General features: G+C 45.8%; 25 protein-coding genes. 7 read left to right on the top strand and 18 right to left on the bottom strand.

The window, feature by feature from the left end; translation table 11 throughout:
• Positions 1 to 125: 125 nt before the first annotated feature.
• Complete coding sequence (locus tag HF864_RS06195) at positions 126 to 314, bottom strand: hypothetical protein (RefSeq protein WP_169462133.1); 189 nt, start codon at positions 312 to 314, stop codon at positions 126 to 128.
• A 283-nt stretch (positions 315 to 597) separates the two neighbouring features.
• Here HF864_RS06195 and HF864_RS06190 point away from each other — a divergent pair, with 283 nt between their 5' ends.
• Entirely contained in the window at positions 598 to 2,859 is a 2,262-nt protein-coding gene (locus HF864_RS06190) for an ATP-dependent Clp protease ATP-binding subunit (RefSeq protein ID WP_240936886.1), read from the top strand.
• A gap of 378 nt (positions 2,860 to 3,237) precedes the next feature.
• Here the strand turns inward: HF864_RS06190 and HF864_RS06185 are convergent, their stop codons facing one another.
• On the bottom strand, positions 3,238 to 3,840 hold the full coding sequence (locus tag HF864_RS06185; protein ID WP_169462132.1) for an ECF transporter S component: 603 nt from the start codon (positions 3,838 to 3,840) through the stop codon (positions 3,238 to 3,240).
• A 163-nt stretch (positions 3,841 to 4,003) separates the two neighbouring features.
• Here HF864_RS06185 and HF864_RS06180 point away from each other — a divergent pair, with 163 nt between their 5' ends.
• Together HF864_RS06180 and proC are read left to right on the top strand one after the other, a co-directional pair.
• Positions 4,004 to 4,714, top strand: a complete 711-nt coding sequence (locus tag HF864_RS06180) for a MucBP domain-containing protein (RefSeq protein WP_006500178.1) — start codon at positions 4,004 to 4,006, stop codon at positions 4,712 to 4,714.
• 46 nt (positions 4,715 to 4,760) lie between these two features.
• Positions 4,761 to 5,534 (top strand): pyrroline-5-carboxylate reductase, encoded by a 774-nt coding sequence (proC, locus tag HF864_RS06175; protein ID WP_169462131.1) that lies wholly within the window; start codon positions 4,761 to 4,763, stop codon positions 5,532 to 5,534.
• 158 nt (positions 5,535 to 5,692) lie between these two features.
• On the opposite strand, the gene HF864_RS06170 is transcribed toward proC, so the two are convergent.
• On the bottom strand, positions 5,693 to 6,127 hold the full coding sequence (locus tag HF864_RS06170) for a hypothetical protein (RefSeq protein ID WP_169462130.1): 435 nt from the start codon (positions 6,125 to 6,127) through the stop codon (positions 5,693 to 5,695).
• Between the two features lie 326 nt (positions 6,128 to 6,453).
• On the opposite strand from HF864_RS06170, the gene HF864_RS06165 reads away from it, so the two are divergent.
• The 4 genes from HF864_RS06165 to HF864_RS06150 all read left to right on the top strand — a co-directional run bounded on the left by HF864_RS06165 (position 6,454) and on the right by HF864_RS06150 (position 9,111).
• Positions 6,454 to 6,900: an Rrf2 family transcriptional regulator gene (locus HF864_RS06165; RefSeq protein WP_169462129.1), complete on the top strand. Its 447-nt coding sequence runs from the start codon at positions 6,454 to 6,456 to the stop codon at positions 6,898 to 6,900.
• Positions 6,881 to 7,879: an NADP-dependent oxidoreductase gene (locus HF864_RS06160; protein WP_169462128.1), complete on the top strand. Its 999-nt coding sequence runs from the start codon at positions 6,881 to 6,883 to the stop codon at positions 7,877 to 7,879. Before HF864_RS06165 ends, HF864_RS06160 begins: the two co-directional genes overlap by 20 nt.
• Positions 7,880 to 7,893: 14 nt before the next feature.
• Entirely contained in the window at positions 7,894 to 8,718 is an 825-nt protein-coding gene (locus HF864_RS06155; RefSeq protein WP_169462127.1) for an alpha/beta hydrolase, read from the top strand.
• Between the two features lie 90 nt (positions 8,719 to 8,808).
• Positions 8,809 to 9,111, top strand: a complete 303-nt coding sequence (locus HF864_RS06150) for a hypothetical protein (protein ID WP_205882298.1) — start codon at positions 8,809 to 8,811, stop codon at positions 9,109 to 9,111.
• A 127-nt stretch (positions 9,112 to 9,238) separates the two neighbouring features.
• Here HF864_RS06150 and HF864_RS06145 read toward each other — a convergent pair whose 3' ends face one another.
• From HF864_RS06145 to HF864_RS06075, 15 genes are all read right to left on the bottom strand, one after another.
• Positions 9,239 to 10,252, bottom strand: a complete 1,014-nt coding sequence (locus HF864_RS06145) for an NAD(P)-dependent oxidoreductase (protein WP_169462125.1) — start codon at positions 10,250 to 10,252, stop codon at positions 9,239 to 9,241.
• Positions 10,253 to 10,456: 204 nt separating this feature from the next.
• Complete coding sequence (locus HF864_RS06140; protein ID WP_240936885.1) at positions 10,457 to 10,849, bottom strand: DNA-binding protein; 393 nt, start codon at positions 10,847 to 10,849, stop codon at positions 10,457 to 10,459.
• Positions 10,850 to 11,333: 484 nt separating this feature from the next.
• A complete protein-coding gene (locus HF864_RS06135; protein ID WP_169462124.1) occupies positions 11,334 to 12,338 on the bottom strand; it encodes an aldo/keto reductase in 1,005 nt (334 codons plus the stop codon).
• A 46-nt stretch (positions 12,339 to 12,384) separates the two neighbouring features.
• On the bottom strand, positions 12,385 to 12,921 hold the full coding sequence (locus HF864_RS06130) for an NAD(P)H-dependent oxidoreductase (protein WP_169462123.1): 537 nt from the start codon (positions 12,919 to 12,921) through the stop codon (positions 12,385 to 12,387).
• A gap of 13 nt (positions 12,922 to 12,934) precedes the next feature.
• A complete protein-coding gene (locus tag HF864_RS06125) occupies positions 12,935 to 13,342 on the bottom strand; it encodes a MerR family transcriptional regulator (protein ID WP_048345804.1) in 408 nt (135 codons plus the stop codon).
• A gap of 116 nt (positions 13,343 to 13,458) precedes the next feature.
• Positions 13,459 to 14,616: an MFS transporter gene (locus HF864_RS06120; RefSeq protein WP_169462122.1), complete on the bottom strand. Its 1,158-nt coding sequence runs from the start codon at positions 14,614 to 14,616 to the stop codon at positions 13,459 to 13,461.
• Positions 14,617 to 15,082: 466 nt separating this feature from the next.
• The gene (locus HF864_RS06115; protein WP_346774610.1) at positions 15,083 to 15,802 is read right to left on the bottom strand and encodes a restriction endonuclease; all 720 of its coding nucleotides are present in this window, start codon (positions 15,800 to 15,802) and stop codon (positions 15,083 to 15,085) included.
• 331 nt (positions 15,803 to 16,133) lie between these two features.
• A complete protein-coding gene (locus HF864_RS06110) occupies positions 16,134 to 16,823 on the bottom strand; it encodes a DDE-type integrase/transposase/recombinase (RefSeq protein WP_240936884.1) in 690 nt (229 codons plus the stop codon).
• A gap of 175 nt (positions 16,824 to 16,998) precedes the next feature.
• A complete protein-coding gene (locus tag HF864_RS06105; protein ID WP_205882297.1) occupies positions 16,999 to 17,712 on the bottom strand; it encodes a helix-turn-helix domain-containing protein in 714 nt (237 codons plus the stop codon).
• A gap of 136 nt (positions 17,713 to 17,848) precedes the next feature.
• The gene (gene rlmD, locus HF864_RS06100) at positions 17,849 to 19,228 is read right to left on the bottom strand and encodes a 23S rRNA (uracil(1939)-C(5))-methyltransferase RlmD (RefSeq protein WP_169462121.1); all 1,380 of its coding nucleotides are present in this window, start codon (positions 19,226 to 19,228) and stop codon (positions 17,849 to 17,851) included.
• 66 nt (positions 19,229 to 19,294) lie between these two features.
• A complete protein-coding gene (locus HF864_RS06095) occupies positions 19,295 to 20,308 on the bottom strand; it encodes a diacylglycerol kinase (protein WP_169462120.1) in 1,014 nt (337 codons plus the stop codon).
• 24 nt (positions 20,309 to 20,332) lie between these two features.
• Positions 20,333 to 21,757, bottom strand: coding sequence for an Asp-tRNA(Asn)/Glu-tRNA(Gln) amidotransferase subunit GatB (gene gatB / locus HF864_RS06090; protein ID WP_169462119.1), 1,425 nt, complete (start codon positions 21,755 to 21,757; stop codon positions 20,333 to 20,335).
• A 1-nt stretch (position 21,758) separates the two neighbouring features.
• Positions 21,759 to 23,231 carry an Asp-tRNA(Asn)/Glu-tRNA(Gln) amidotransferase subunit GatA gene (gatA, locus tag HF864_RS06085; RefSeq protein WP_169462118.1) on the bottom strand — a complete coding sequence of 491 codons (1,473 nt, stop codon included), beginning with the start codon at positions 23,229 to 23,231 and terminating at the stop codon, positions 21,759 to 21,761.
• Positions 23,231 to 23,545 carry an Asp-tRNA(Asn)/Glu-tRNA(Gln) amidotransferase subunit GatC gene (gene gatC, locus HF864_RS06080; protein WP_074504983.1) on the bottom strand — a complete coding sequence of 105 codons (315 nt, stop codon included), beginning with the start codon at positions 23,543 to 23,545 and terminating at the stop codon, positions 23,231 to 23,233. Before gatC ends, gatA begins: the two co-directional genes overlap by 1 nt.
• 115 nt (positions 23,546 to 23,660) lie before the next feature.
• Positions 23,661 to 24,788 (bottom strand): CamS family sex pheromone protein, encoded by a 1,128-nt coding sequence (locus tag HF864_RS06075; protein ID WP_169462117.1) that lies wholly within the window; start codon positions 24,786 to 24,788, stop codon positions 23,661 to 23,663.
• Position 24,789: the final 1 nt, after the last annotated feature.

Genomic DNA, 24,789 nt, shown 5'->3' with positions numbered 1-24,789 from the left:
TCATTCTCCTTAAGGCTTTGTTGGGCATTGGCAATTGGCAACCAACGCTTTCAATATCCTAATTGTAGCAATTGTAAGCGGTAAATACAAGACGATTTATTGGCAAATGACGCCAAAATGCAGATTTAATCGCGTTTTATCAAATGATAGTGCAATTCTCCGCCCCGTTCGGCTTTCCCCTCAACCTGGGTCCGATACTCATAATCATGATAAATCGGTTGGAAGTCCATAAATTCCTCGGGTGTCACGACAAATTCCTCAATCTTACCGGCACGCAAATCTTCGAGCAGCTGACGGTAGTCTTTGGCAGCCATGCATTCCCCACCTCTTTTCCTGATTGATGTTTATACATTATATATTATAACGAATTTTTTTAAATGGCGGGGTTTTTAGCATTCTCATCCAACCAGTGCTAAAATCAAAGGTAGAAAGTTTGTCCTTCATTTTGACCTTTATCAACAAAACGCATCATATCAAGCATTAATTAATTTGACTTTTATCGACTAAACTGCTTGATATATTACTAAAAGTAAGTATAATTGCATTATGGTCAAAAAAGGTCAAATATAGTTTTGACTTCTGAGGGGGTACAGCTAAATGCTTTGTCAAGTATGTCAAAAAAATCCCGCAACGATTCACCTACAAATGAATTTTAACGGTCAACGCATGCAGATTGACCTATGCCAAAGCTGCTATCAAAACATGCAGCAGGCACAAATGAACCTGATGAATGGGGGTAATGGAATGAATAACAACTTTGGCTTTGGCAGTCTCGAAGACTTTATGAATGCTATGAACAACATGCAAGGCCAAGATGCTAACAATCAAGGCAGTGCCAATTTCAACAATGCTCAGTCCGGCAATAATGGCGGCGGCAAGCGTAATAAAGGTCTACTGGGCCAATACGGCGTCAACATGACCGACCTGGCCCGCCAAGGCAAGATCGATCCCGTAATTGGACGTGATGATGAAATTGCACGGGTCATTGAGATCCTTAATCGACGGACTAAGAACAACCCCGTTTTAATTGGTGAGGCTGGGGTTGGTAAAACCGCAGTCGTTGAAGGCCTGGCTCAAGCAATCGTCTCTGGTCAGGTTCCGGAAAAGATCGCTTCTAAAGAGATTATTCGCTTAGATGTGGTCTCACTGGTTCAAGGCACTGGGATCCGTGGTCAATTCGAACAGCGGATGCAACAGTTAATGAAAGAAGTTCAAAAGAACCAGAATATCATCCTGTTTATTGATGAGGTTCATGAAATTATGGGAGCCGGCAATGCTGAAGGCGGCATGGATGCAGGCAACATCTTAAAGCCAGCCCTGGCGCGTGGTGATCTGCAACTGATCGGGGCCACGACCATGAACGAGTACCGTAAGATTGAAAAAGATGCAGCTCTGGCACGGCGGTTCCAACCAGTTGAGGTCAACGAGCCATCCGTTGAGGAAACTATCAAGATCTTAAATGGGATCAAAGGTCGTTACGAAGACTTCCATCACGTTAAGTACACCGATGATGCCATCAAGGCTGCCGCTAAGCTGTCTGATCGCTACATTCAGGATCGTTTCCTCCCCGACAAAGCGATCGACTTGCTTGATGAGGCGGGATCTCGCAAGAATCTGACCTTAAAGACAGCTGATCCAGCCACGATCGAAAATCAGATCCACACGGCTGAAGCTCACAAGCAGCAAGCCGTTGAAAGCCAAGACTATGAAAAGGCCGCCTACTACCGTGACCAAGTCTCCAAACTGACCAAAGCTAAGCAGGATGCCGAAGAAAACCACACGGATCAGGCAGCCACGGTTACGGTTCAAGATATGGAAAAGATCGTTGAAGAAAAGACGCACATTCCAGTTGGCGATCTGCAAAAACAGGAAGAAAACAAGCTGCGTGATCTCGACAAGCAGCTTGAAAAGCACGTTATCGGTCAAAATGAGGCTGTTGACAAGGTTGCTCGTGCAATTCGGCGTAATCGAATTGGCCTGAACAAGTCCGGTCGTCCAATCGGCAGTTTCTTATTCGTTGGTCCAACGGGGGTTGGTAAGACGGAAATGGCTAAACAGCTGGCTAAACTGCTGTTTGGTTCCAAAGACGCCATGATTCGATTTGACATGTCCGAATACATGGATAAGACCTCAACTTCTAAGCTGATCGGGGCTGCACCTGGCTACGTTGGCTATGAAGAGGCTGGCCAATTAACGGAGCAGGTTCGGCGTCATCCTTACAGCTTGATTTTATTGGATGAGGTTGAAAAGGCCCACCCTGACGTAATGCACATGTTCCTGCAGATCTTAGACGATGGCCGCCTGACCGACTCGCAAGGACGTACGGTTTCATTCAAGGATACGATCATCATCATGACCTCCAATGCCGGAACCGGTGACTCTGAAGCTTCAATTGGCTTTGGTCCGGAAGCCAGCGGATCGACGCACTCGATCATCGACAAGCTGACTGACTACTTCAAGCCGGAATTCTTGAACCGTTTCGATGCAATCGTTCAGTTCAACCCACTGACCAAGCCAGATTTGATGAAGATCGTTTCACTGATGCTGGATGACGTCAATGCCATGCTGGCTGACAAGAATCTGCACATCGAGGTTCCAACCGACGTTAAGGAAAAACTGGTTGATCTGGGCTATGATCCTAAGATGGGGGCTCGTCCACTGCGCCGGGTTATTGAAGAACAGATCGAAGACCGCATTGCTGACTACGTATTGGATCACGATCAAGTCAACAAGCTGGCTGCCAAACTCGATGGTGATGGCAATATTGAAGTCGTGGCTGCTGATACGCCAGTACCAACTGCAACTCAAACGCCCAGCGTAACGGATTTATCAGAAAATGACGATCAAGACGCTGAATAATAACTAAATGATATGGTTATCGGTCTGCCATCTGCACCGGTAGCACAAAACAATGTCGGCTTGAATTCTGACTGATATTGATAAATTAAACAATGCTGATCTGAAGTTTCAAGCTGACAGAAAGCACACGGTCCCGTATCACAATAATGTGATGCGGGGCCTTTCTGTCATTGATCAAATCTTAATGGTATAAATTGTAGACGATAAATAATTGCATACTATAAATAAATGTAGACCATAAATAGTCAACCATTTACAGATGCAAAATATAGATAACACTATTGCCAAAAGCAACGATTATCTTCAATCAGCGGCCACCAAATCTCAGGCCTCGCTCCAAACAAAAAAAGCCCTACCATAATGGCAAGGCCTTATCAGTTATTTACGATCATTAAAATGTGTATATCGTAGCAGTGGAATGGCAATTGCCGGCACTAAAATCATCGACAGCACCATCTCAGCCAAACCATTTGTAGCCAAGACCGTACCCAGGACCGTCCCCAAGTGAGCAACATCGGTATGATAACCCTTGGCAACCGCTGGCGTATGGGCAAACAAATAAATACCGCCTAAAACCAGGATTGTATTAGTCATGGCACCAATTGCCCCTACAATAATCAATGCCCACCGATCCTTCATCAGCTTACGCAGCCATATGAACAGCCAGCCGGCAACCAGACCAACCAGCAGCCGTGGAACGATTGCAATGATGGGATTGGTAAAAATCAGCGGCGCTAACGGACTGCTTGGATAAAAGAAAGCTCTAAGCCAAGTAATCACACCCCAGGTACCACCCAAAAGCATCCCCGTGTTGGGTCCCATCACAACCGCGCCGATCATAACCGTAATCTGCAGCGTTGTCAGCGATAATGGGCCGATCGGAATGTTTCCCAACGCTGGAATAAAATCCTGCAGAATCAAAATCGTCAACAGCAATGTCTGAGCCGTTAGACGTTTGGTTCTCACTGAAGCACTTGTCATTGAAATCCCCTTTCTTACCTTGTGCCAAAAATATCCAGTCAATTATACCATGATTTGAATTTTAGACGCCGATTGGTAATTTTGCTCGATAATTCAAGGCCTTTTAGCATGCGAAAGCGTTATAATGTGATTAACAAGCGTTTAGAGTTATGGAGCGATTTTTATGGCTGATTCATTTAAAACCGGAAACCCAATCTGGGTCTACTATACCGATATCGATACTGGTGCTAATTTAAGAGTGCCGCAACTTTTGCGGGGCTTTGTTGGTACGCCTTTTAACATTGTCGAATTGAAGTTTCCCAACTACCGATTCATCAAAGCTGATGGTCAATTGAACGGCAGCTTTGATATGCAGCCACACAGCGTTCACCTGTACTATCGCCGCAATTCATGGGGCGAGGTTCAAAACGTGGCTATGTATCTAAAACTGTCGACACCAACACAGCTGTTTGACGACGTCGATGGCATGCCAGTCGATACGCCGCTGCCTGGCGGAATTTTCGTCAAGACGTTTCAGCGCATTGCCACTCAAAAAGGCGAGTTCTGGTACGAGGTCAATGCCGATCGCTGGCTGAAATACGACAGCAATACCATGAAAGACTTCAAAGAGCTGCCCAGTGACGATTCCCTGGCGCCAAAACCTGGCACTCAGCTGGCAATTTTGCCGCTGAATCATCTCAAGGCCGTTGTTGACTACGTACAGGGAAAGAAACTGGACGTCTACGATCAGCCTTATGGACAAAGCATCGGCAAGGTCATTGATGGCGAACGCTTAGACATCATCGGCAAACTTAATGACAATAATGGTGTCGTTTGGTATCAGGCCAAGGATCTGGGCTTTATCAACGGCTCCTACGTTAATTTGATTCAATAGTCATATAATTAAAATGATATCGATAGAATAGAAAGGAAGCATTAGTATGAAAGTTGCTATCGTCGGCGTCGGCAGCATGGGCGGCGCCATTATGCAAGGTTTGAACAATTTGACCAAGTACGATCTGATTGCCATGAATCCACAAAATCCCCGCGTTGAAAAATTGGCGCACGAGTATAAATTTAAGCTGGTTTTTGATCCAAAGAGTCTGATTGATCTGCAGCCTGACGTTGTAATCCTAACAACACCGGCCCCTGTTACGGTTGCCGTAGCTGAACAGCTGCAAGCCTTGGATCCGCATACGATCGTCATTTCTGCAGCAGCCGGTATTAAGCGTGCCGACCTGCAAGCAGCACTGGTTAACAATCCAGTAGCCACGATGATTCCAAATACACCAGTTTCCGTAAATGCCGGTACGATTGGTTTGTCGCTGGATCCTAAGTTTGATAAACCCGTTAAGGATACCATCGTTCAATTGCTTAATGATCTGGGCGACGTGGTATTGGTTTCTGAAGAACAACTGGATATCGTAGGCGTAATTGGTGGCTGCGGTCCCGCCTTTGTCGACGTCTTTATGGATGCCATGAGTGATGCCGCCGTCAAGCATGGCTTGAATCGGCAAACTGCCTACCGCTTAATCGCCAGCATGGTAAAGGGCTCTGGTGCCTTGGCCTATGAAACGCGCCAGTCCCCAGCCGCTTTGCGCGACCAGGTAGCCTCACCTGCCGGCACGACGATTCGTGGACTGGCTGCCTTGGAAAAGCACGGTTTCCGCTATGGCGTGATTGATGCCGTCGACCAGGCCAGCGATGAAGATTAACTGGCAAGTTTTTCAGACCGGTGCCATCCGAATTAACTAGTCGCCTTTCCTGGTATTCGCCCCCCCGCTCAGCTTAACGCTGGTCGGGGGTTTTTGATTGGGCATCATGACTCAGACGCTTGATTTGGTACATTTCAATCGCTCGGCTGATGAATAAGCTAATATAACTTGCCATTGGCATACAGCTGTTGGGCAAGCTCGCCATCAGAATCAATCTTGCCTAGTACCATTTCAATATATTCCATTAAAAAGCGCATATTTTGCTCATTAAAATCAATTACGACACGGCTGGCTGAGTGAGCTTCCAGGTAGTAAATAAATTCACCATACTTATCGCCTTCCTCACTTTCCAGAAAAACGCCATATTGACCATTGACCGAATCGCCATACTGCCAGTGATAGTTGGTTTGGGCAAGACATTTTTTCAATGCGCATGCCAAGTAGATCATTTCTTCTTTAGGCACTTCCCGATTTTTTTGGTTGATATTAATGCCTGCACCTTTGATTTTGAGTTGGATTAATTCGGTTGCATCGCAGTCTTTCATATTTATATCAAATACAATACTACCAGCATTTAATTTAAGCCATGGCATAATTGATCAACTCCTTTTTAACTTCTTAAGCTTATCTTAACATTGACGGCTGACCATAAAGACCGGCTGCCAAAAAACTTTGAAAAGATTGCTGATCTAAGTCATTAACATTACCTAGAACATTTACTGGCTATCTTGGAAAGGCTCCTTAAACACCTTATTACATTGAATTGGCAAAGCAGACAACCGCATTTTTCTATTTCGTCAGCCAAAAACGTTCCATTTTGGTAAAGACGCTGCTCAGCAACAGCATAATTGTTGACTGTCGAAAAACTTTTTAGCAATCTTGTATTTGTATTAAATACAAGTACAAAAAGGAGGAAACCATGGATACCAAATTTTCCGTTGCCTTACATATTCTGGTGATGATTGCCGAATCTGACCGTACGCTTTCTTCCAAGGATCTGGCCGTCAGTGTCGGCACCAACGCCAGCTATATTCGCAAGATCATCAGTCTCTTAAAAAATGACAACTTGATTGAAACTCATCAAGGCAAGCCAGGCTATTTTCTCGTCAAGCCCGCAGATCAGCTTTCACTGCTTGACGTCTATCTAGCCGTTCAAGAAACCTCACAGGTCCACCTTTTCAATATTCATCAAAATCCTAACGCTGCCTGTCCAGTTGGCCGGTACATTCAAGGCGCGTTAAGTCCAGCTTTTCAAAATATCGAAGCTGATCTGGCTAATGAATTATCCCAACAGTCGCTCAGCAACATTATCGACAATCTTAAACAACAAGCAAGCGAGGAAAAAAATGAAAGCAGCCATTCTTAATCAATACAACAAAAAAGACGTCAACTTGTCATTTAGCAATCTGCCAACGCCCGGCATCACCGCTGATCAAGTGTTGGTAAAGTCTTTAGCTGCCGGGGTCAATCCCGTTGACAACATGATTACCAAAGGCGAAGTCAAACTGATCATCCCTTACCGGCTGCCAATCGTGGCTGGTAATGAGCTCGTTGGTGAGATCATCGATTTGGGCGCCAACGTTAAAGGATTCCAAAAAGGCGACCGCGTCTTTGCCCGACTGCCGCTTAATCACCCTGGCGCCTTTGCCGAATTTGCGGCCATCGACAGTCAAGCAATTGCCAAGGTCCCAGCCTACCTTTCCAATGAGGAGGCTGCCGCGATTCCGCTGACGGCTCTAACCGCCATGCAGGCTTTTGAGCTTTTGAACGTGCAGCCTGGCAAGCGAATTTTTATTTCAGGGGGAACTGGTGGTTTTGGCGGAATGGCCATTCCATTGGCGAAAGCGATGGGACTGCATGTCATCACCAATGGCAACGGTCGCAATGCCGCACGGGTCTTAAAGTTGGGCGCGGATGAGTTTATCGATTATCGACAGACTGATTATGTCAAAGTGTTAAAAGACGTTGATTATGTTATTGATACACTGGGCGGTCAGGAAACGGCAAAACAATTCCAGATCCTTAAGCAAGGAGGCAGCCTGGTTTCATTAAAAGGCATGCCAAATGGCGACTTCGCCAAGCGGATGCAGCTTCCCCTCTTTAAAAAGATCTTGTTTGGTCTGGCCGGCAGTCGGTTGGATAAAATGGCCGCCAAGCGTCAGCAGAAATATTTCTTCATTTTTGTCCACGCGGATGGCAAACAATTGCAACAAGCCGCTGATATTTTTGAAAAGCAGTCGCTGCATCCAGTCGTTGAGCAGGTCTATCCATTCAGCGAACTCAACACGGCCCTACAAAAAGTCGCCCAAGGCCATGCCAAGGGTAAGACCGTCATTACTTTTTAAGAGCGAGCAAAAAGATGACTTCATACTTAACTACTCATAACCAATATCTCAATCAGATTGCCTATCGCGAATTAGGAACGGAAAATGCTGGTCTGCCACTGGTAATGCTGACTCATCTTTCGGCAACGCTTGATGAATGGGATCCGCTTTTTATCGATCAGCTAGCGGCTAAAAATCACCTGGTAGTCGTTGATCTGCCTGGTGTCGGCGCCAGCAGCGGACAGGTTCCATTAACCATTGAGGCAATGGCTGATCAAGCAGTTAAATTCATCGAGCTGCGCGGCTTTAAAAAAATCAATTTACTGGGACTGTCAATGGGCGGGATGATTGCGCAAGCTGTAGCTGAACAAGCGCCTCAGCTGGTAGAACATTTGATTTTGGTAGGTACAGGACCGCGTGGCGGCAAGGGAATTGATCGTGTCTCGTTGGTAACCTTTACTGCCATGCTTAAAGCATTCTTCAAGCGTACTGACCCCAAACGCTACATTTTTTATCCCCATGACCAGCGTGGCGCTAAAGAAGCTGAACGAGTCCTCAGCCGTTTGAGGCAAAGAACGCCTGATTTTGCTGATCAAAAAATTACCATTGCTTCTTTTCGGCGTCAGCTGCGCGCCATCAAAAAGTGGGGAACCGCTCCAGCAGATAACTTGAGTCGCATCACCATGCCTACCCTAATTATTAATGGTGACAATGATACGATGGTCCCCACCAGCAACAGCTACCAAATACACGAACTGATCAAGAACAGTGAACTTTTGATTTTCCCGAATGCCGGCCATGGCTCAATTTTTCAGTATGCCGTCCCCGCCGCCGAAAAGATTTCTAGTTTTTTAAAATGACAATTTAGCCCCGCAGTTAAACCAGCTTGATCAAGTCAATGTCGTCCTTGACTACTTATGGGGCTGCCCACGCAAAATGTGCTTGACGGCGTGCTTAATTCGCGTAGCAAGTCGGACGCTTTGCTTGAATGGGTCGAGATTGGCAGTATGGCTGGCAGCAAGATTGAACTGTCCGCTGCGGTCTTACGCTCAAACAATATCCGCTTTCTTGGCAGCGGAATTGGCAGCATCGCCACTGCCGTCTTTGCCAAAGAACTATTTTCCCTGGCTCAGCTTGTAGCAGCAGGTAAGTTCAACGTCACGCCGCTGCAATATCAGTTGGAAGAATTTAGCCAAGAAAACTGGGAAAATACCAAACAACGGATCGTATATATTCCTAATCAGTTTAATTAACACCTTTTTTCATCGATAAAAAACCGTTTCTTTTACCAAGACCTTACCCAAAAACGCCGCACTGACGCAAAGTCAGTGTGGCGTTTTAGATTGATAACTGTAATTTTAGCGGGTAGCTGCCGGCTATCTATTTTGACTCATGGATCTGGGGATGATTAACCACTCGCTTAGGTTTTCGACCTTGCGCAATCAGCCGCAGATCCTCATCAATCATGGCATAGCCGCGATAAAAGCTGGCCGCGGTAATCCCGCCAATATGCGGACTGAGTAACAACCGCCGCGTGATTCCAGATGATTGGTTCAACAACGGATGATTTTTTAAAACTGGCTCATGATCCAGCGTGTCAAGGCCAGCCATCGCCAAACGTTCTGATTTAAGTGCTTCAATCAACGCTGCATCATCAACCAGTTCGCCACGGGCCGTATTGACCAGGTAGCTGCCTGGCTGCATTTTGGCAAAAAAGTCATGATCCGCCATATGCATAGTAGCATCGGTAACTGGCAGATGCAGACTGACAATCCGACTGCTTGCCAATAAGTCATCCAATTCACGGTACTGCACGCCAAACTGTTGCTCTTGTTCTGGATCAAGTCGGTGACGCTTGTAGTAATAGATTTCTTTGACGCCATAAGCTTTTAACAAATGAGCCGTTTTTTGAGCAATGTCACCAAAACCAACCAGTCCCACGCTGCAGTCAGCCAGCTCATACAGATTGCCGTTTTGCATGTAGCCTTCTTTAGTTTCAATCTGATGTCCATCGCGTACGGCCGCATCGTTGACAACCATATTGCGCAGCATTCCCACCATCAGCAAAACCGCCTGCTCGGCAACCGCCATGGCATTCATTCCCTTAGCGTTGCAAACATAAACACCGTATTCATCAGCAGCCTTTAGATCGATTGCGTTATAGGCCACGCCTTCTGAATGAATTACTTTTAGATTAGGCATCTGCTTGATCAACTCGCCAGGGACGCTGGAAATAGCATCAACGACGATAAAATCAGCATCGCCTGCTTGGTCTAAATACTCTTTGACTGGCAGTCCTGGTTTTAGATCGGTTAGTTCCAGCGAGCGCAAAAAGCCGTCAGCAGCCGCGAACCGCTGCAAGTTGCCCTGCTTGCCAATATGCAGTACTTTCATTGGATCACCCCATTCGTTTTTTTCACTATACTACCAATACATGATTTTTATAATCTTAATCTACGTATAAGTACTGATTTTGAAGATCGACTATATTATCTGCCGTATCAAATTCGATAACCAATTCCTGCTTTATTTAGGTACTTTTTATCGCTATGCAGCATCAACCCCAAAAAGCCAGCTAAACGGCTGACGGCTAAAACTCTAATCATCATTTTCTTTTTTATGAATTTCGTTTTTATCTAAGCGATTGGCAGTCATTGGATATTTGACATCCAGCTTGGGACTGACTTTTTTGAGCACGATATATTTTTGAAGAGGCCCCATAATCATCCAGCCACCAACCCAGAGTACGCCCATAACCGATCGTGCAACGCCGCCTGGCACCAAGCCAAATAATGCACCCCAGAGCAGCATCAAAATAATGTAGCAGGTGCCATAAAGCTGTTTGAAGTTCTTGTATTCATTATGCCGCATGCCTAATTGGTACTGCAGTTTCTGGTCAGCCGATGCAATTTTTTCTTCATAATCACTGCTTTTTTCCACATCATACAAGTCCTTGATGCCAACGCCTAATGCGCCAGCAACCAGATTCAACGTTTCAACACTGGCTTCCTCACCGGCTTCTAAGCGCTGAATCGTTCTTACCGAAACCTAAGCTTTTTCAGCCAACATTTCCTGGGAAAGGTTTTGAGACTGACGTAGCTTTTTGATTTGGTTTTCACGCATTTTGATCTCCCCTTTAATTTTTCTCAATCATACCAAATCCGATAATCTTTGACCACGACAGTTCCCCGTCAGCTTTCCACCAGTCAGCAAATGCCAGAACAGCGGGGATTTAAAACGATCTCCAAATCGATTACGACAGTCAACCCAAATCCTAAGATGGTCGATCAGCTACCCGTCAAACTACCGTCGGGTCCAGACCACGATCACTTCGAGCGTTTGCTGGTGGATTTATTTGGCCTTACAGATTGGGTAAAAAGCACCTATCTTGCCCCAATTATTTAAAAAGAGGTGCCCACTTAGACCCCCTCTTTTTAACTCTCTTCAATTGATTAAAACTGGTTGCGTTACCCTATTACTTTTTCTCATCCAGCAAAACCACGCCTTCTGCTGGGTTATGGTCAATGGCGCCAACGATTTTATGTGGCGTGTATGGTTCTTCAAGATAGGCAATGTCTGCTGGCGTTAGTTTAACGTCTAATGCTTTGACCGCATCATCTAAATGACTGGTCTTGGTACCACCAACGATTGGCGAAGCTACTCCCTTTGCCCAGTGCCAAGCCAGAGCAATCTGAGCCATCTTGACGCCATAGCGTTTAGCTAGTTCTTCTACGCGCTGAATAATCAAAAGATCTTGCTGCTCATAATCATCATACTTGCCAGCCAGCACACGATCAGTCTTGCTGCGCAGTGAATCAGTATGCCAACCTGGATGGGTCAAATGACCACCTGCCAAAGGACTATATGGCATCAGTGAAACACCCATTTGCTTACAGATCGGAATCAGTTCGCGCTCGTCTTCACGATAAAGCAGGTTATAGTGATTCTCCATGGATTGGAACTGAGCCCAGCCATGATCTCTGGCGGCCAGCTGCATGTTGTAGAACTGGTAGCCATACATTGCCGAGGCCCCGATTGCCCGAACTTTACCGGCTTTTATCAGGCCATTTAAAGCTTCCATAGTTTCTTCAATTGGCGTTTCATAATCAAAGCGGTGAATGATGTACAAATCCAGATAGTCAGTCCCCAGTCGCTTCAAGGTGCCATCGATCTCTCGATGAATAGCTGCAGCAGAAAGTCGTCCTGAGTTGAAATAGACTTTCGAGGCAATTACGACCTGATCGCGCGCAATATTCTTCTTAATGGCTTGGCCAAGGTACTGCTCACTGGTCCCCTTTGAATAGCCATTGGCCGTATCAAAGAAATTGATTCCTAAATCTAAAGCATGCTTAACGACTTTTTCTGATTCGGCAGCATCCAGCGTCCAGTCATGCATGGTTCCTGGTTTACCAAAGCTCATGCAGCCAACACAAATCTTTGAGATATCAATATCGGTATTACCCAGCTTCGTATATTCCATTTTTTAACCAGCTTTCTTTAATCCACCCGTGGCATTCAATCAGCGCTTATTCAAAGTCGCCAAGTACCGGAATCGTTTCATCATTTAAATATTTGCGATAGCTTGGCCCCACGTTCTTAAGTTCGGCATTGCTGATTGAAGATGCCCCCATTACGACAAATGGCTTCATGTACTTCATCCCGATCAAACGGCTGGTTGCCTGCAGTGGCCGTAATAATTCATCAACCGTATATTTGACAAAACCATCACGGCCATAATTATCAGCGCCAACCGTTACCGTAATCAGCAACTGCTTGTCTTGCAAGGCATTTCCTTGACTCCCATAAGCCCAGCCATAGGTAAAGACTTGATCTTCCCAGTGCTTTAACAGAGCCGGCGTTGAATACCACTGCAGCGGAAACTGCAAAACAATGCGATCGGCATTAGCCATCACCTGCTGTTCTTTATTGATGTCGATATTAAAGTCTGGATAAAGTTCGGCCAGATTGCGGACCTCGATCTCATCTTTAACGGCATCCACCATTGCCCTGTTAACCTGTGAATATTGATAGTTTGGATGGAAAAGATTAATGACTGTTTTCATAACAGTACCTCCGTTAGTCGTCTAAAATTCGATACTTATCAAAATAAGATTTTTCTTTTTTGATCTCACCAGTTTCATATAACGAGATCTTATGCTCAAGTCGCTGAATCGAGCGGTCCAGATTATGCCGCTTTTCTTCCAAGACTGCCAACTGGTTCTTTAATAGATTCTCACGAGCCTGCAGTGTCGAATCGCCTTGCTTAAGCAGTTCGGCATACTCAACCAAAACATCAACCGGTACTCCGGAATGACGCAGACACACGATCATCTCAATCCATTGTTGCAGCTGATCATCATAATAGCGATTACCATTTGAATGCCTAGGAACATCTGGAAGCAGGCCAATCTGTTCATAATAGCGGAGCGTGGCTGGTTTAAGATGATACTTTTGGCTGGTTTGCGTAATCGTCAGTTCTGTCATGGCTGGACCTCGTTTCAAATTTTATGCTACTACTTCAAGTTAACTTTAAGTCAATTATATTCCTATAGCTGCCAAAAAAAAAAGACGCCACTGCTGACACCTCTTGATAATCAATTTTACAGTCTTGCTTCTTGGCGATACGACAGCTCTAACAATGCAAAGCTTAATCCAGCAAATACTAGTAGATACAGCGGCATGATCCAGATACCGAGTTTTTGTTGCAAAATTCCAAAAACAGTCGGCATAAACGTTGATCCAGTATAGGCAAAAGCCATCTGCAAGCCAATTACGGCCGCACTGTAGCGCTTGCCGAAATTAATTGGTGCCATGTGCTGAATTGACGGATAGATTGGTCCCATCCCAATACCAATGATCAAAAAGCCGATTGCCGCCACTAGATAGCCTTTGATCGGCAGCGCCGTCAGCAAAATCCCAATCAGCTCCACCATCGTTCCACTTCGAATCATACGCCGATCACCCAATCGATTTGCAATAAAACCGGCAATCAGTCGTCCAAGCATCAAGCCGCCAAAGATCAGCGAACCAAACGAGGCCACGAGCTCGCTGCTTATTCCAGTTCTGGTACCTGCAAAATAGCTTGGCACCCATAAAAAACACGTTGCCTCACCGGCACTGTACGCAAAAAATGCCAGCAACGTTGCCATTACGCCTGGCTGTTTGATTGTTTCTTTGATCCCGGCACTGTCAATTTTAGATTCATCTGCTTTAGAATCACTTTGCTGCCAAAGCGACCAAGAACTGATTACAACCAGCAAAATCCCGATCTGTAAAAAGGCCGTCCAACGATAGCCCTCATTCCAGTGCGCAACCTTAATCGCCAATGCCATCAGATATGGACTGATCATTGCCCCAACACCATAAAAGCAGTGCAAAAAATTCATCACCGCGCCTGAATAGTTGTTGGCAACGTAATGATTCATAGCCGCATCAATGGCTCCCGCGCCCAGTCCATATGGAATTGCGCAGACCAAAAGTATCCAGTACTGCGTGCAAAACGAAAAGCCAAGCAGGCCAAAAACCGTCAGCATAATTGAAACCGTCACGATCCATTTAACATGCAGCCTTTGGATCAGTTTGGGACTCAACAGAGCTGAGATGATCGTCATGGCACTGATCATCATAAATACATAACCAGCGTAAGAAGATGGCACGCCAAACTCAACTTGCATCTTTGGCCAACCCGACCCCAGCAATGAGTCCGGCAGTCCCAGACTGACAAAAATCAAGTAGATGACCGCTAATAGTAAAGACATAGACTTACCTCATCGATATTTTTTACTATTTTATCATCTCAACTTGCTGATCACTTGTCATCATTGTCTTTTTTCATGTACAAAATTGGGTAAGGATTACCTTGATCATCAACTGCGGCCCGCTCAACAACTTTAAAATCATAATTTTCTCCTTATGGTAAATCACTAATCAATTCTTCAATAGAACTAGCCAGATTCCCACCAATAATAGGGATGAGTGTAATCTAGATTGATACAGCGATCGCACCTACCATCCAAAATTGTATATCGCCATCTTTTATCTCTAATGCCATCAATTTTAGGGTCTCTCAGGACTTGGTATCTTGGCTGCAGGTTATAGCTCAATGGAACAGCGCGCAGATGCTTGGGACGAGGATCATCGGTTCTCCATGAGAAATCAACAACTGCTACGCCCCAGTCTTCAAAATCTTTTTCCGGTGCCGGCGAGGTAGGGGCCCAGTAAAATTTATACTTGGTGCCAATCTTTTTGATTAGATAATACTGTCCATTCATTTTCTTGAATTGATCCAAAGAGACATTTCTTCTTGGTGATGAAAATCCCAAACTCAGCATTAAATTTATCCATGGCACCACGAAATTTGTCGATCTCTGGTACTGAAACCTTTCCCTGCCAACATTTTGCTTGCAACGCTACTCTTGTAGTCCGATAGTCATCAGAACGAACATACCCAAAGCCATCTAATCCACCATCAGCGACATATTGAACCCCAATCTCATCATCGACGTCAATCCCCATTTTAGTCAGCAGGCCACGACAAAAGAGCTCAAATTTTTTAGGACTCATCTTGATTAACGTATCTAGCAGTTGTTGACGCCAAGGTTCTTCTAGGCCTTCCGAATTATCTTGATTAGAGTTGGTGCTGTCGGGAACGGAATTAAACTTAACTCGAGTTGTCTTCCGGTGGGGCATTTTGCTTTCAGAAATTGACCTAACATCCCTATCAGCGTCAAAATCATCAATATCAATAGTGCGCCCCTTCTTGGAAAGCTCTAAGTCGTGTCCATTGTCAGTCTCAATAAACCCAGCAAGAATTAGATGTTTCACTGCAAAGTTAAACTTCCAATTGAAAAGGTGATATTCTTCACCACTCTTTTTGGAGATTCGAACTTCATCAATTTCTTTCTCGCTGAATGCCTTTGAATTATCATGAAGTTCCTGCAGCACTTATTTTCTAGTAACCTGTCCACCAAGGTTATGCATAGCAATTAAGAATTCTTTCATTGCTTTATTTTCAATCTCAATTTGACGATTTGCCATTTTATGATTTTCCATCCTTACAACTATCTTTTCCTAAATTATAGTTGAGTGTACAATTCTGCTCAATAATGGTAACAAAATACGACAACGTGGCAGTGTCCTAATCTACTCAACTCCCTAAAACGAACACTGGTCTACACAACCCGAAAATCCAGCATGTTATCCACCCAAACTTCGAATCCAAAAAGCAAAAAGTGTACTAATTCCAATCGGCACTATTGCCTGTCAAGTATACAATTTAAATAGAAAAATTATTTATGCGGCTTGAGCGCGGAACTTTTCTGCGCTCAAGCCGTTTTTTTGATGCATAAGCTCGTTCGGTATTGAAATATTTAATGGCCTGCTGGATAGATTGTTCCAATTCTACCATGCTTTTTGGACGAACCCGTTTAGCTAACCAAACCAGTTTGAAATCATTCCACCAACGCTCCATTGGTGAATTCTCCCATGGATGACCGGGGTGAGACATACTATGGATGCAGTTTTGCTCAGCTAAGTAATCATTGAAAGCCATTGAGCAGTAAGCTGCGCCACGATCCGTATGGATCATTGGCTGAGCGTCTGATTCTACTTTGAAGGCACGCTTAAAGGCTTCGATCGCTGATGCGGCCGTTTCAGTAGCCGAAATGTTGTAGCTCAAAACATAGCGACCATATAGATCCATCACTACATGCACGCGCGCCTTCCTTACCTGCTCATTACCATACACAACTTCGGTAGTATCAGTCACCCAAACCTCATTCTTACTCTGACGATCAAATTGCTCATTAAGTAAGTTGTCATTGATGTATTCCTCGTGACGTTTAATCCGATTATGCTTCTTCTTACGGATATTTGCCTTGATCCCGTGATTTCGCATGCAGTTAGTAACCCGCTTTAAGCCGGCCTTGAAATCCAATTTATTTTCAAAAGCTAGTTGCGTCGTCATGCCTAAATAACCCAAGGTCCACTTATGCTTTTTTCCAATTCCAAAATGGCTTTAAGTAATTCTGCTTGTTCATCATCATGGATATTGGCCTTTCGATGAATCCACTTGTAGTAAGCATCTCGAGTAATACCTGCGATCTCGCTTAAAGTGCTGATTGGCCACCCGTACTCTTCATTTAGTTCTTTGATGGCTTGTTGTTTGAAGAACTTTTCGCCTCCCGATTGCGAATTTCTATTAATTTTTTTGCGAAAGCAACCTCCATCTCATTCCGTTTCACTTCGGCCTTCAATAGCCGATTCTCCGCTCTTAATTTATCTAGTTCTGCCCACTCGTCTTTGGGCTTAGCCTTACCCCGCCGATCACGAAGTGATTGCGGGTCATTACCACTCTTACGATATTTCTGATACCAGCCATAGACTTGTTGGTAACTCACGTGATACTTATCTACAGCCCAACTGTAATTAACATCGTGCTTGATTAAGTCTTCAATAATCGATAATCGTTCTTCAAAAGTAGTTTTGCGTCCTGGCATAATTGAATCTCGCTTTCTCGGCGTATAAGCCTTCAGTTTTGATTCATTATACTGGATAATCCATTGTGATAATTGCCAATCGGATTTTAAACCATGCTTTAAAGCAAATTTTTCTAAGGTATCCGTTGAATGCTCAAATTCCACAACTAATTTGCGCTTAAACTCAACGGAATAAACTTTATTATGGTGAGCACTTTCAAGTCCTCTCATTCCCTGGTATTTGTACATTCTCTTCCATCTTCTGATGGTGTGTGCGTTGACGCAATATTCCTGAGCTAATCTTTCAATAGATTCTGTTTGAGCTTTCTTGATAATAATTAATTTTTGCTGAACTGAAAATTTGGCTCGTCTTCCCATAATTAAAAACACCCTCCAAGTATCAGACGAATTTTCTATTTCATCTGTATACTTAGAGGGCATTATAGCCATCGTTAAAATCAGAAATAGTACACTTTCAATCACTAACAAATGCCGTCGTGACGCAGTTTATCAGCTATTTTTCTGTACGTTCCAGGACAGTAACAGATTCAACATGCGGGGTCTGAGGGAACTGGTCTACTGGCTGGATTGGCTTAGCTACGTGATAGCCTGCCTGATCAAAACGTTGGAGGTCACGAACCAGCGTTGCTTGGTTGCAGCTGATATAGATAATCTTAGCTGGCGCCATCTTGCCGGCAGCATCGATCAAGGTTTCATCAAGACCTTTACGCGGCGGGTCAACGATCAAGACATCGGGCTTCAACCCTTCTTTTTGCCACTTGGCCATCTGTTCTTCGGCCTTACCCACAACAAATTCGGCATTTTCGATCTGGTTGGCCTTGGCGTTTTGTTTTGCATCTTCAATCGCGGCTGGGACGATCTCAACCCCATAGACCTTTTTGGCATGCTTGGCCACCGCCAAAGAAATCGTGCCAATGCCACAATAGGCGTCAATTACAGTCTGCGTGCCATCCAGTCCGGCTGCTTCAATTGCTGTTTGATAAAGCTTTTCGGTCTGTTGCGGATTAACCTGGTAAAACGATAATGGCGAAATAGTAAAGTCAATACCTAAAAGCTGATCATGAATCGTATCACTGCCCCAAAGCGTATGATTTTCCAAGCCTAAAAGTTTGTTCGTCCGCTTGGTGTTGATGTTTTGCACGATGCTCTTAACCTCTGGCACCCCGCTGACGATCCCGGCTGCGATTTCTTCGGCATGTGGCAGTTGTTTGGTATTGGTAACCAGCACCACCATGATCTCATGACTATAGTAGCCGCGGCGGACCATGACCGTTCGAATGCAGCCGCGGCCAGTTCTTTCATCATAGGCACGAATGTTGTATTTACGCAGCAGATCACGTACCACCAAAATAGCAGCGTCGATTTTAGGATCTTGAATGTAGAAATCTTCAATTGGTACCAAATCATGACTGCCTCGTTTATAAAAGCCAGTCTGCAGCTGACCTTTCATGTACTTAACCGGTACCTGAGCCTTATTGCGGTACTGGTATGGGTGATCCATCCCCATCGTTGGCATGACTTTGATTCCATCCAGATGAGCTTTTTTCAAGAGTTCTTCAACTTGGTGCTGCTTGAATTTCAGCTGTGCCGGATAACTTAAAATCCCCAATGGTGCGATCCCCGTCTTTAAGTAGCGAGCGTCCTTAATTTCCACACGGTCGGGACTCTTGGTCTTTAATTCTTGCAGCTCGCCCCAGGCAAACTTGGTCGTCACCTTAACTACCTTGATTTCGGCCTGCTCACCTGGCAAGACGTATGGAACAAAGATCGGGTAGCCTTCAACCTTGATGACGCCGTTGCCTTCATAAGTCAGGTCCGCCACCGTTGCCGTCAGTACCTCGCCTTTATGAACCGGTACATTGATTTTTGCCATGTTTCTCTCCTTTAGCAAACACAGGGACTGCTGACAAGATTGCCCGCAGCCCCTGTTTGGTTTCTATTATTTTTGTGATGAATCGTCGTCGTGGATATTGTCGACCTCGCGTACAAAGTCGTCTTCTACCCGCTTCATATCTGGTGACATAGTGATTGCATCATCTGGAATCTCATCTAGGTTGGCGACGACTTCCAAGTGCTGCTTGAGATTGCGGAAATGCATCGGCGCATCGCCACCATACTCGCCATCCAGATTGATCATCACGCGATCTTCTGAATTGACGGGCGTAACGTCAATCTCGCTGGCCTTGGCGTAGATGATACCAGGATCGCCAATGTGCTTACCTTGCAAAGCCTTGGCCATCAATCGCATCATGCCGATTAAATTGCTTTCCTTAACGATGATCATGGTAAACTTGCCATCATCAAGCGCAGCGTCTGGTACGATCTGTTCAAAACCGCCCACTGAATTGGTCAAGGCAATCAGAATCGTCGAAGCCTGCCCACGATATTCATGACCATCGTATTTGATGTCCATTTCAACCGGCTTGATTCTAGGAAGCAGTTCAGCCCCTTTTGCCAGATAGGCCAGATAGCCAAACAGCGACTTCATCTGAGAAGGCACCTCATAAGTCAGCTCCGTCAAGGTCCCACCAGCCGCGATGTTCATAAAGTAATTGTCACCAGCTTGACCAATATCGATCTTGAACTTCTTGTTTTTGCGCAAGATCAGCTTGGCCGCTGCGATCGGATCATCACGCGGAATCCGCAGGGCACGCGCATAGTCGTTGGTTGTCCCCGCTGGAATGATTGCCAAAGCTGGCCGTTTCTCCAGTCCGGCAATTCCGTTGATAACCTCGCTGAGCGTACCATCACCACCCGCGGCAACGATCAGATCAAAGCCTTCCTTGGCTGCCCGCGTTGCCTCGTTCTTAGCCGAATTAGGTGCCGGCGTCGTTGCAAACGCACTGGTCTCGTAGCCGGCCTTTTCATAGACTGCCAAAATGTCGACCAGGTCATTGCGCATGGCTTCACGCCCCGACGTCGGGTTATAAATAATCCGTGCTCGTTTTCGCATAGTTTCCTCCGCCATCAAATCAGTTTACTTTTCGTTCAAGGCCTTCATCAAAAGCTTGTTGACCACACCAGGGTTGGCCTTACCACGCGTCTGCTTCATGATTTGACCAACTAAGAAGCCGACAGCCCGATCCTTACCATTCTTGTAGTCTTCAATCGACTGTTGGTTGTTGGCCAAAACATCATCAACGATTGGCTGCAGCTTGGCTGGATCAGACAACTGAACCAGACCGTTCTTTTCAGCATAGGCAGCTGGCTCTTCACCATCCAGAATTCCCTTGAAGACCTTCTTGGCCATCTTAGATGAGATCGTGCCGTCATCGATCAGCTTGATCATCCCGGCTAAGTTGGCTGGCGTCAGCTTGGTATCCTGTAAATCAACCTGCTTGTCGTTTAAGTAGCTGTTAACATCGTTCATCAAGTAGTTGGCAGCCTTCTTTGGATCAGCACCCAGAGCAATCGTAGCCTCAAAGAAATCAGACATTTCCTTGGTCTGCGTCAAAACCATAGCGTCGTATGCACTCAGACCCAGATCGTTAGTGTAGCGAGCACGCCGCTCACCAGGCATTTCTGGCATAGCGTCTTGAATTTCTTGAATCCATTCATCGCTGACTTCCAAAGGTGGAATATCTGGTTCTGGGAAGTAACGGTAGTCATCGCTGCCTTCCTTGGTCCGCATGGAGATGGTTTCGCCGGTTGCCTCGTCAAAGCGCCTCGTTTCTTGGGCAATCGTGCCACCAGACATAATCACCTTTTCATGCCGCTGCTGCTCAAAGTTCAATGCCTTGCGCACGAAATTGAAACTGTTGATGTTCTTCATTTCGGTCTTAGTACCAAACTTATCAGAACCGATTGGACGAATCGAGATGTTGGTGTCAACCCGCATTGAACCTTCTTCCATCTTAACATCGGAGATCCCGGTAAACTGGATCCGTTGACGCAAGGCTTCCAGGTAGGCCACGGCTTCTTCTGGCGAGGCAATGTCTGGCTTGGAGACAATTTCGATCAAAGGCGTGCCTTGCCGGTTCAAGTCCACGTAGGAGTAGTTGCTCGTGTGCGTGTTTTTACCGGCATCTTCTTCAATGTGCATCTCCTTGATCCCGATCTTCTTCTTTTTGCCATCAACTTCAATTTCAATCCAGCCGTCATGTGCGATTGGCGTTTCAGATTGAGTTACCTGATAGGCCTTAGGGTTGTCAGGATAGAAATAGTTCTTTCGGTCAAAGTGCATGTGCTTTGAGATCTGCGCGTGCAATGCCAAACCGGCCATAATCCCATCACGAACCACGCCCTTGTTAAGCGTTGGCAAGGTACCTGGGTAGGCCCAGTCAATTACGTTGGTGTTGGCGTTTGGTTCATCACCGAATTCTACTGGCGTTGGACTGTAGATCTTGGAGTGGGTCTTCAATTCTACGTGGACCTCAAGCCCAATGGTCGTTTCAAAGTTCATCTTAGTCTTGACCCCCTAACTTTGGCGTTTGCTTGTGGAAGTCGGTCGTCTGTTCAAAGACGTAGCCGGCATTGTAGATCGTTTGTTCATCAAAGGCCTTACCAATAATGTGCAGACCAACTGGCAGGCCATTGTCAAAGCCAGCTGGCAGCGACATTGCTGGCAGGCCGGCCATGTTAACGGGAACGGTCAGAATGTCGTTCATGTACATCGTCTTTGGATCTGCAATCTCAGAACCGATTTCAAAAGCTGGGTTGGCGCCAGTAGGTCCCATGATCAAGTCGTGGTCTTTTAAGACGTTGGCAAAGTCTTGGGCAATCAGCGTCCGAATCTTGGCAGCTTTGTTGAAGTAAGCATCGTAAAAACCAGCCGAAAGCGAGAACGTTCCCAGCATGATCCGGCGCTTAACTTCATCACCAAAGCCCTGCGTCCGTGACTTGACGTAGACTTCTTCCAGCGTCTTGGCATCAGGTGCCCGGAAGCCATAGCGAATTCCATCGTAGCGCTGCAGATTGGATGACGCTTCTGATGAGGCCAGAATGTAGTAGGCTGGTACGCCATACTTGGTATGAGGCATCGAAACGTCCGTATCAATGATGGCACCCAGTTCTTCAAAGTGCTTCAAGGCCTTGTTGATGACAGTCCGCACGCCAGGTTGAATTCCTTCATCCAGGTATTCCTTTGGTACGGCAATCTTCAAGCCCTTAACATTCGTGTTTTCGTTCAGGCTGGCAGCCCAGTTTGGTACCTGACGATCTGAAGAAGTCATGTCGTGATCGTCTTGACCGCTGATGATTTGGGTCAGCAGCGCGTTGTTCTTAACGCTGTTGGTGATCCAACCAATTTGATCAAAGCTGGAGCCAAATGCAATTGCCCCCCAACGCGATACCCGGCCGTAAGTTGGCTTTAAGCCGACCACGTTGTTGTATGATGATGGCATTCGAATTGAGCCACCCGTATCAGTTCCCAAAGCACCAATCACGTCACCGGCTGCCACGGCTGCTGCCGAGCCACCAGAAGAACCACCGGGAACCCGCGTCAGATCCCAAGGGTTATGGGTCGTAAAGAAGGCCGAGTTTTCCGTTGAGCCACCCATGGCAAACTCATCCAGGTTGGTCTTACCAACGTTGATGAAGTCTTGGTCATTCAGCTTTTCGATAACCGTAGCATTATAAATTGGCGTAAAGTTTTCCAGCATCTTGGAGGCCGCAGTCGTCTTAAGCCCCTTGGTTACGATGTTGTCCTTAACTGCCAATGGCACACCAGCTAGCAGCTTGTCTGTCGCGATTCCTTCATTATCGATTGCTTCGGCACGCTTTAAAGCTTCATCCTCATTCAGCGTAATAAAGGCCTTGACGTCATCATCAGTTTCCTTGATGCGGTCAAAAGCTGCCTTGGTCAGTTCCTTAGCGCTGACCTTTTTGGCCTGCAAGTCTGCATGCAGCTGAGTCAAGTCGGTATCATTGAACTTCATTATTCGCCGTCCTCACTTTCATCATCCATGATTGCTGGCACCTTAATCAAGCCGCCTTCCGTGTCCGGAGCATTCTTAAGCAGGGCTTCTCGCTCGTTGCTTTTGACTGCAACGTCTTCGCGCATCACGTTGACACGATCCGTTGGCGAGTACATTGGGTCTACGCCATCGGTATTCTGCTCTTGCAGTTCCTCAAACATGTCGATGATGCTGCCCAGTTGTGGGGTAAACTTGGCGAGTTCGGCATCATTGAATTCCAGTTTGGCCAATTCGGCAACGTGCTTAACCTGCTGCTGATCGATCTGACTAGCCATTCTTTCTCCTCTTTTCCTTTAATTAGGTATTACATACGTTCATCTATTTTATCACACAAAACCCGTCGTTTTTAGCAAAAACGCCACCGCAAGCGCGATGACGTTCAATTTTTTATTAATACGACTCAAATACGTGCGTTCGGAAAGTATCGGATCCCGAATCACGGTAGACAACCGCCTGCATCTCTGAAGACGATTGAATCTTAATGTCGATTGGAATTCCATTTGGCAGATACTTCTTGGCCGCGCGTGCAATATATTGCGTAAAGCTTTGCACCTCAGACTGGCTGTAGAACTGCGTCGTCACGGTGATGTGCATCCCTGACAGCGTACCGTTCTTATATTGAGCCTGAGCCGTAACTCCACTAAGGTTCGGGAAGAAGCTTTGAATCTGACTCTTGAAGTTGGTAAAGCTGGTATTGTCGGTTTCGTTATCGCTGTTGGTTGAAGTAGCGTCACTGGCCTTTGGCAATACCTTGGTTGAGTAGTTCAGCTTCTTCCAGCTGCCGATCGTGCTGCCGCTGCTCTTGGAGTAAGCAAAGAAGCTGCCCCCAACCAGGCTGTCGTTTGGTGCCTGTTTGTACAGAGCAATCACGATTGGAATATCTTTCAGCGCGGACTTTTTGCGCAGCCGCTTTAAGATCTTTTGAGCAGCAATCTTTCCCTGCCTTTGAATCTCGGCATCCGAAAGTTTCTTTTGGTAGGTAGGGCCATTTGTCGTCTTTTGGTAGTAGTAGACTGAATTAATCCCGATCCCAATCGTCATTCCCTTTAAGGTCAGAGAATTGCCGTTTTGTACCATGAAGTCCTGTTCTTCAATCTGCTGAATGTATTCAGGATTTGGATTGCTCTTCTTGCCTTGTGCGGCATTCAAGCCGGTTGGATTGCTTTTGGTTTTGCGGCCCAGCCAGTTTTCAATCGTATCGGTACTCAGATACTGACCTTCTTGGAAGATATAGTTCTTGGTCGAGAAAACCTTTTTGGAGACTTCCGTCAGGCCGGTTTCAAAACTCTTCAGATTATAACTGTTGTCATTTTGATTGATATTGACCCCGCGCGCCTTGCTGACCTTGTAGTGACCATTTTGAATGACCCCTTGGTACTGACCACTGGAGGTTCCTGTCGTCGTAATCTTGCTGGATGACGAAGAAGATTTCTTACCAATGCTGCATGATGCCAACAGCACCGTACTCAGCAGCACGACTGTCGTCAACGTCAGCTTTTTTAGCTTCTGTAGTTTCACT

Source organism: Lactobacillus sp. MRS-253-APC-2B, assembly GCF_012843675.1.
Taxonomy (GTDB): domain Bacteria; phylum Bacillota; class Bacilli; order Lactobacillales; family Lactobacillaceae; genus Limosilactobacillus; species Limosilactobacillus pulli.
This window is presented reverse-complemented; position numbering and strand designations above follow the sequence as displayed.

Coding starts and splice junctions, on each gene's coding strand:
- HF864_RS06195 (WP_169462133.1), bottom strand. CDS start 314: ATGGCTGCCAAAGACTACCGTCAGCTGCTCGAAGATTTGCGTGCCGGT.
- HF864_RS06190 (WP_240936886.1), top strand. CDS start 598: ATGCTTTGTCAAGTATGTCAAAAAAATCCCGCAACGATTCACCTACAA.
- HF864_RS06185 (WP_169462132.1), bottom strand. CDS start 3,840: ATGACAAGTGCTTCAGTGAGAACCAAACGTCTAACGGCTCAGACATTG.
- HF864_RS06180 (WP_006500178.1), top strand. CDS start 4,004: ATGGCTGATTCATTTAAAACCGGAAACCCAATCTGGGTCTACTATACC.
- proC (WP_169462131.1), top strand. CDS start 4,761: ATGAAAGTTGCTATCGTCGGCGTCGGCAGCATGGGCGGCGCCATTATG.
- HF864_RS06170 (WP_169462130.1), bottom strand. CDS start 6,127: ATGCCATGGCTTAAATTAAATGCTGGTAGTATTGTATTTGATATAAAT.
- HF864_RS06165 (WP_169462129.1), top strand. CDS start 6,454: ATGGATACCAAATTTTCCGTTGCCTTACATATTCTGGTGATGATTGCC.
- HF864_RS06160 (WP_169462128.1), top strand. CDS start 6,881: ATGAAAGCAGCCATTCTTAATCAATACAACAAAAAAGACGTCAACTTG.
- HF864_RS06155 (WP_169462127.1), top strand. CDS start 7,894: ATGACTTCATACTTAACTACTCATAACCAATATCTCAATCAGATTGCC.
- HF864_RS06145 (WP_169462125.1), bottom strand. CDS start 10,252: ATGAAAGTACTGCATATTGGCAAGCAGGGCAACTTGCAGCGGTTCGCG.
- HF864_RS06135 (WP_169462124.1), bottom strand. CDS start 12,338: ATGGAATATACGAAGCTGGGTAATACCGATATTGATATCTCAAAGATT.
- HF864_RS06130 (WP_169462123.1), bottom strand. CDS start 12,921: ATGAAAACAGTCATTAATCTTTTCCATCCAAACTATCAATATTCACAG.
- HF864_RS06125 (WP_048345804.1), bottom strand. CDS start 13,342: ATGACAGAACTGACGATTACGCAAACCAGCCAAAAGTATCATCTTAAA.
- HF864_RS06120 (WP_169462122.1), bottom strand. CDS start 14,616: ATGTCTTTACTATTAGCGGTCATCTACTTGATTTTTGTCAGTCTGGGA.
- HF864_RS06110 (WP_240936884.1), bottom strand. CDS start 16,823: ATGACGACGCAACTAGCTTTTGAAAATAAATTGGATTTCAAGGCCGGC.
- HF864_RS06105 (WP_205882297.1), bottom strand. CDS start 17,712: ATGGGAAGACGAGCCAAATTTTCAGTTCAGCAAAAATTAATTATTATC.
- rlmD (WP_169462121.1), bottom strand. CDS start 19,228: ATGGCAAAAATCAATGTACCGGTTCATAAAGGCGAGGTACTGACGGCA.
- HF864_RS06095 (WP_169462120.1), bottom strand. CDS start 20,308: ATGCGAAAACGAGCACGGATTATTTATAACCCGACGTCGGGGCGTGAA.
- gatB (WP_169462119.1), bottom strand. CDS start 21,757: ATGAACTTTGAAACGACCATTGGGCTTGAGGTCCACGTAGAATTGAAG.
- gatA (WP_169462118.1), bottom strand. CDS start 23,231: ATGAAGTTCAATGATACCGACTTGACTCAGCTGCATGCAGACTTGCAG.
- gatC (WP_074504983.1), bottom strand. CDS start 23,545: ATGGCTAGTCAGATCGATCAGCAGCAGGTTAAGCACGTTGCCGAATTG.